The organism is Acetobacter sp. AN02, from assembly GCF_029759835.1.
Classification (GTDB): Bacteria; Pseudomonadota; Alphaproteobacteria; order Acetobacterales; family Acetobacteraceae; genus Acetobacter.
In genome coordinates this window covers 1-4,969 of record NZ_JAJJND010000132.1, presented here as the reverse complement: position 1 = coordinate 4,969, position 4,969 = coordinate 1, and the positions used below count along the sequence as shown (strand labels likewise).

Genomic DNA, 4,969 nt, shown 5'->3' with positions numbered 1-4,969 from the left:
CACCCGCCCAGAAACTAAAAACAGCTGCCTGAATTCTCATTCAACGCCCCATTAAAAATGGGGAGATTACCACCGCATGATCCGCACGCCGGAGGCTCCCGCAGCCTCCGGCACGCACCACGGGAAAAGCACCCGCTGGAAGAACATCCGGCAGGAAGACAGTCTGCAGAAGCAGAAAAACCACAGTTCCGCTGCTACAGCATCCGACAACACTGTCCGGCAGACCGCATCCGGAAGCCGCACAGACCGGCCCCCCGGGAAATATCCGTCAGAAGCAGCCGGGAAAACTCCGGAACACAGCCTTCATGGCCAGATCAGGAACCGCCTCCTCCAGCCGTCATCTCACCTGAACGATCCGCTCCTGTCGCGCCCTTCGTGGAAAGGTCACGGACCCCAATGGCTGCCATTAAGATCGTCCGGGAAAACGGAGACAAAGCCCCGCGCAGCCATCCGGGGTATGATCCGGGCAGGCGGAAACAGCTCAGGACAGAGACGAAAAGGAAAAATCAGGAAAAAAAGGCAGGGGAGCGGCTCATATCCCCCGGAGGCGGAAAATTCCGGTGCCTCAGCGCGCAACATCCGCCCAGGTGATCAGACGCGCCCCGCTGTGCCGCAACGCCGCCCGGACCCCCGGACTGACCAGAGCCGCAAGCTCGGCCTCATGCTCATAAGACGGCATCAGACGGTTCAGAAGCGCATCCTTATGCGTCGCCGGATGGAAATAAATCTCCGACACACCCCGAGGTAGATGCGCCGCCAGAGCCGCCACACGATCCGCCGTCATATGCCCGCTCCAGGCAATCCCGAAACAGTAATCATTTGCCGCCATCTCGGCCCGGCGGACCTGCAGACGCAGAAGACGCGTCCACTGACGTAAAACGTAATCCCCGATCGTCTCGGCAAAATACCCCGCAGCCTGCAAAGGCTCCGTCGGCTCGCACGGAATCCGAACCGCAGGCAGACCATAGGACGCACCGATCTTCACAAGAAGACCGCCCACCGTCGGATGCAGATGCATGTGCTTGTGCGCGTTGGCATGATCCAGTCGCAGACCCGTCCGCGCAAACGCCTCGAACTGGGCCCGGATCTCCCGCGCAAGCTGCCTGCGGACAGCCGGGCGGAAAAAATAATTCACACCCAGCCGGAGCTGATCGGACGGAAACATCCCGGCCGGAGAGACAAGAAGCGGAATCTCTCCCGGAGGCAGAACCGAAGGCCCCTCAATCACGACCAGATGCAGCCCGACACGCAGCCCCGGAAGCCGCCTGGCCCGCTCCACGGCATCCGCCGCCGCAGGCCCGGCAACCATCAGACTGGCCGTGCTCAGAAGACCATTCCGGCAGGCCGTCTCGATGGCCTCGTTCACCTCAACCGACATTCCGAAATCATCGGCCGAGAAAATAACCTCCCTCACGCGCAGACACCGGGAAAGAGCCTCACGCCGCGTTGCGGTCCCGCAGGAAGTGGAAAAACTCCACACCCTCACGCAGACGACGCTTCATCATCTGCGGACTGCGGACCATCTCCCCGACAATCGACGCGATCTTCGGCGCACGGAAATAGAACTTCCTATAGAACTCCTCCACACTCCCGAAAATCTCGGTGTGGGAAAGATGCGGATAATGCAGCGGCGCGATCTGAACGCCGTTCTCATCAATCAGCTCGGCATTGCTGGCATCAAACCAGCCGTTCTCCGTCGCCTCACGATGCAGCGCCGTGCCGGGATAAGGCGCCGCCAGAGAAACCTGCAGCGTGTGCGGATTGATGTCCTGAGCGAACCGGATCGTCTCCTGGATCGTCTCCTTCGTCTCACCGGGAAGCCCTACGATAAAGGTGCCGTGAATCTTGATGCCAAGCTCATGGCAGTTCTTCGTGAACTCCCGCGCAACCTCAACCCGCATGCCCTTCTTGATGTTGTGAAGGATCTGCTGATTGCCGCTCTCATACCCGACAAGCAGAAGCCGCAGACCATTATCCTTGAGAACCTCAAGCGTCTTGCGCGGCACGTTCGCCTTCGCATTGCACGACCAGGTCACGCCCATCTTGCCCAGAAGCTTCGCAATCGCCTCGGCACGCGGCAGATCATCCGTAAACGTATCGTCGTCGAAGAAGAATTCCTTCACCTGCGGGAAATACTGCCGCGCCAGACGGATCTCAGCCGCAACATGCTCAGGACTGCGCGTGCGGTAACGATGCCCGCCAACCGTCTGCGGCCACAGGCAGAACGTGCAGCGCGACTTGCACCCGCGACCGGTATAGATCGACAGATACGGATGCATCAGATAACCGATGAAGTAATCCTCAATCCGCAGATCACGCTTGTAAACCTCCGTCACGAACGGAAGGCTGTCCATGTTCTCGATCATGGCGCGGTCACGGTTGTTGACGATCACACCCTCGCTGTTGCGCCAGGAAATCCCGTCCACATCCTTAAGATCACGCCCCTCGGCAATCTCCTTGATGGTAAAGTCGAACTCATTGCGGGCCACGAAATCAACCGGCGCCCCCTTGAGCAGACTCTCCTCAGGCTGAACCGCAACCTTCGCCCCGACCATGCCGATCTTCAGATTCGGATTCACGTCCTTGAGCATCTGGGCAACCTGCACATCCTTGGAAAAGGACGGCGTGGAGGTGTGCAGAACAACCAGATCCCGGTTCTTCACATCCGCCAGAATCGGCTCCATCCCCATACGCGCAGGCGGCGCGTCAATCAGCCGCGAGCCCTCAACCAGAGCCGCAGGCTGGGCCAGCCAGGTCGGATACCAGAACGACTTGATCTCACGTTTCGCCTGATAACGCGAACCCGCGCCACCATCGAAACCATCAAAGGACGGCGGCTGGAGAAAAAGAGTCTTCATCATGGGTTCGGTTCCTTTGCCGGGACTGACCAGAGCATGCCGGACAGGAGGTAATGCCATAAGCTGAAGGATTCAAGCACGATCCCCAAACCGTATGGCAGGTCTGCTTAGTCCCCTGCCGGTAAGGAGGGGTTAATCTCATGCGGCGCGACATGCATCGTATGCCCCCGCCACGCAACGCGCGAACCGGTCAGACTGCCGATCATGACACAGGCAGACAGCCAGTCCCGGAACGGCAGAAGAACCAGCGGAATAAAAGAACGCTGCCCCACGCACCGGTCCATCGCAAAAGCACAGACCGCACGGAGAACCCACGCCAGAAAAAAGACCCGCAGCGGCCAGACCGCATGAGGCTGCAGCAGAACAGGCAGCGTAAACCACAGCATGGGAAGCTGGATCGCAGAGGCAAGATACCCGCCCGGAGCCAGAGACCGGACCGTACGCCCCCAGCGCAGCTCATGACTGAGCAGATCGCCCATCGTTCGCTCGCCGATCGTCGTCCAGGTCATGCAGCCCGCAATCGTGATGTCCCCGCCACGCGCCCGGACCAGCCGCCCCAGAACCGCATCATCGGCAACATGGGGCGCCAGAGCCTCCAGGCCGCCGACAGCCGCAAGATTCTCCCGCGTGATCACCATCGTCGCACCCAGACAGTCCTGCCGCCCGAGATAACGCGACAGCAGAACACCCGGCAGGAAATTATGATTGATCTGACACGCCGAAAGCAGCCGCGGCAGACTGCCCGACGCCGGCAGCCCCGCATAAAGCGTCGTGGCAACCCCCGTCCCGGGCCGCGTCACCGCACGCGCAAGATGCCGCAGATAATCCGGACGCACGTGAATGTCGGAATCAGAAATCACGAAATGATCGGAAGACGCCGCAGGCAGCATGTTGATCAGATTGCTGACCTTGCGGTTCACACCATGCTGCTCGCCACTGACAACCAGCCGCAGAACAAGGTCGGGATGCCGCTCCCTCAGACGCTCGACAACCGCAATCGCCGGATCAGCCGCATGCTGAACCCCGAAAATAATCTCGAAATCAGGATAATCCTGCGTGCAGCAGCTCTCCAGAGCCTCCTCAAGCAAAGGCTCATCACCATGAAGCGGCTTGAGAATGCTGAAGGCCGGAAGAACGCTCTCCGTCAGGGAGGTCCGCTCCTCATTGCGGCAGAAACGCGCGACAAGCCAGGTGCCGAGCGCAGCCTGCACCAGCCCCGCAACCCCCGCGGCCGCAGAAACCAGTGCCAGAACATGAGAGAGGGGAGGTAATCCGGTCACGGATACGACTGCAGGCCTGACACACGGACGGAAAAGAACATCCCCGCCCGCATGACAGAAACTCAGCCCTTACTCTGCAGCAAAAGCCTGAACCTTGCGGTTCAGAATGGCAATCAGACCCTCAGCCCCGCCGGACGCCAGGGTCGAGCTGAAATCAGACCGCTGCGCCGCAGCCTGGCTGATGTGCCCCTGCAGGAGAACATCCGTAATCCGCCAGCCGGAAGAGGTCTGGCGCACGACATAATCCACATCGGTCGGATCACCGCCACCCGCAGGCACGATCTGCGTGGAAACGATCTTGTCAGACCCCACCGGAGAATTGCGGATATCCGGCGTCATGCGGAACGTCGCCTTCGATCCCTTGCCAAAGCTCGAGACATAACGGGCAATCGTATATTCACGGAAAGACGACAGAAGCTTCTGCTTCTCATCCGGCGTGAACTGGGCAAAACGCGCCGGACCGACGGACGCCTCAAGCGCGGCCTCCAGATCATAGGCCTGATCAACAGCCGCAGCCACGACCTGAGCCCGCGCGGCAAAGGACCCCGCACCCGGCATCATGACGCGCGTCAGCGCCGCATCAATGGCACTGACCGGAGCCACAGGCCCCGCAGCCGCCTGGGCAAAAGCCGGCTGCGGCAGAACCACGGCCAGGGAAGCAGGTGCGGCCATCAGGCCGAAAGCAGCAAAAACGCCGCGAAATGATGTCAGTCCGGTCATGCAATTACTCCTGCGGCTGTTCCGGATACGACCCCGTTTTTTTCGTTGATACCGAGAGCTGAGAGAGCGGTTGATACGATATGGGGTGCGGAGAGTCCGGCCTGTGCGTAT

Annotated in this window: 4 protein-coding genes; all 4 read right to left on the bottom strand. The window is 60.4% G+C overall.

The genetic code is table 11. The features are described from left to right. Positions 1 to 565 precede the first annotated feature (565 nt). The 4 genes from hpnK to LOC54_RS11355 all read right to left on the bottom strand — a co-directional run bounded on the left by hpnK (position 566) and on the right by LOC54_RS11355 (position 4,858). On the bottom strand, positions 566 to 1,414 hold the full coding sequence (hpnK, locus tag LOC54_RS11370; RefSeq protein ID WP_279313912.1) for a hopanoid biosynthesis-associated protein HpnK: 849 nt from the start codon (positions 1,412 to 1,414) through the stop codon (positions 566 to 568). Positions 1,415 to 1,436: 22 nt separating this feature from the next. Then, positions 1,437 to 2,861, bottom strand: coding sequence for a hopanoid biosynthesis associated radical SAM protein HpnJ (gene hpnJ / locus LOC54_RS11365; RefSeq protein WP_279313911.1), 1,425 nt, complete (start codon positions 2,859 to 2,861; stop codon positions 1,437 to 1,439). Between the two features lie 104 nt (positions 2,862 to 2,965). Further along, the gene (hpnI, locus tag LOC54_RS11360; protein WP_279313910.1) at positions 2,966 to 4,138 is read right to left on the bottom strand and encodes a bacteriohopanetetrol glucosamine biosynthesis glycosyltransferase HpnI; all 1,173 of its coding nucleotides are present in this window, start codon (positions 4,136 to 4,138) and stop codon (positions 2,966 to 2,968) included. Positions 4,139 to 4,207: 69 nt separating this feature from the next. Next, a complete protein-coding gene (locus tag LOC54_RS11355; protein ID WP_279313909.1) occupies positions 4,208 to 4,858 on the bottom strand; it encodes an ABC transporter substrate-binding protein in 651 nt (216 codons plus the stop codon). Positions 4,859 to 4,969 lie beyond the last annotated feature (111 nt).